Source organism: Alcanivorax hongdengensis A-11-3 (genome assembly GCF_000300995.1).
In the GTDB taxonomy this organism is placed as follows: domain Bacteria; phylum Pseudomonadota; class Gammaproteobacteria; order Pseudomonadales; family Alcanivoracaceae; genus Alcanivorax; species Alcanivorax hongdengensis.
In genome coordinates, this window is sequence record NZ_AMRJ01000073.1 from 1 (window position 1) to 1,229 (window position 1,229).

A 1,229-nucleotide genomic window follows, 5' to 3' on the forward strand; every position below is an offset into this window, starting at 1 on the left:
ATTCGTGCCCGCATCACGGTAATCCCCCCGCTTTTAGCGGACCCCAAAAGTGGAGCTACGCGGCAAGGGCCAGTTTTTGCATGGGTGTGATGCCGCCGAGTGCCATGTTCGGGCGCTCGTGGTTGTAAGTCCATAGCCAGCTGGTGGCCTTATCCTGCACCTGCTCGATGGTGTCGAACAGGGTTCGGGCCAGCCAGGCGTAGCGCACGGTGCGGTTGTAGCGTTCGACGTAGGCGTTCTGCTGCGGCTTGCCCGGTTGGATGTGTTCGATCCGGATACCTTGCCGTTCTGCCCAGGCCAGCAGCGCGCCGCTGATGTACTCGGGGCCATTGTCGCAACGGATCACGCGTGGCTTGCCGCGCCACTCGATGATCTGCTCCAGCGACCGGATCACGCGGGCCGCGGGCAGGGATAGGTCGACCTCGATGCCCAGCCCTTCGCGATTGAAGTCGTCCAGCACGTTGAACAGCCGGAAGTTGCGCCCGTCGCTGAGCTGGTCGTGCATGAAGTCCATCGACCAGACCTGGTTGATCGCCTCGGGCACCGCCAGCGGCTCCGGACGCTCGCGCACGAGCCGCTTCTTCGGCTTGATCCGCAGGTTCAACTCCAGCTCCCGGTAGATGCGGTAGACCCGCTTGTGGTTCCAGCCAAAGCCCTTGACGTTGCGCAGGTGCAGGAAACACAGGCCGAAGCCCCAATCCTTGTAGGCCGTGGTCAGCCGGACCAGCCAGTCGGCGATCCTGGCGTTCTCTTCACAGGCCTTCGCCTGATAGCGGTAGCAGGTCTCGCTGACCTCGAAGGTCAGGCAGGCGTGCCGTATGCTCGCATGTCCGCCCTCAACCGCTGCTCGGGCCATCTCCCGGCGTTGAGATGGCCTCACCATTTTTTTGACAACGCTTCCTTCAGCAGGTCCGCACTGAGCTGGGCGTCAGCGTACATCTTCTTCAGGCGCCGGTTCTCGTCCTGCAACTCCTTGAGCTGGGACATCAGCGACGCGTCCATGCCGCCGAACTTGCTGCGCCACTTGTAGAACGTCGCCGAGCTGATGCCGTGCTCGCGGCACAGCTCCGGAACGGGTGTACCAGCCTGAGCTTGCTTGAGTACGGCGATGATCTGGCTGTCGGTGAAGCGGGACTTCTTCATGGAACCTCCTCGGGTCAGACTACGAGAAAATTCCACTTCTGACGTCAACTACTGGGCGGGGGGATTACCGTGATGCGGGCACGAAT

At 62.2% G+C, this 1,229-nt stretch carries 1 protein-coding gene; it reads right to left on the minus strand.

Features of this window, described 5'->3' with window-relative positions; genetic code table 11:
* Positions 1 to 55: 55 nt before the first annotated feature.
* Positions 56 to 1,143, minus strand: a protein-coding gene (locus A11A3_RS17090) for an IS3 family transposase (protein ID WP_231860956.1) whose coding sequence is annotated in 2 segments (ribosomal slippage) — positions 56 to 891 and positions 891 to 1,143 — 1,089 coding nt in all. Because the reading frame shifts where the segments join, the coding sequence is not laid out codon by codon here.
* Positions 1,144 to 1,229 lie beyond the last annotated feature (86 nt).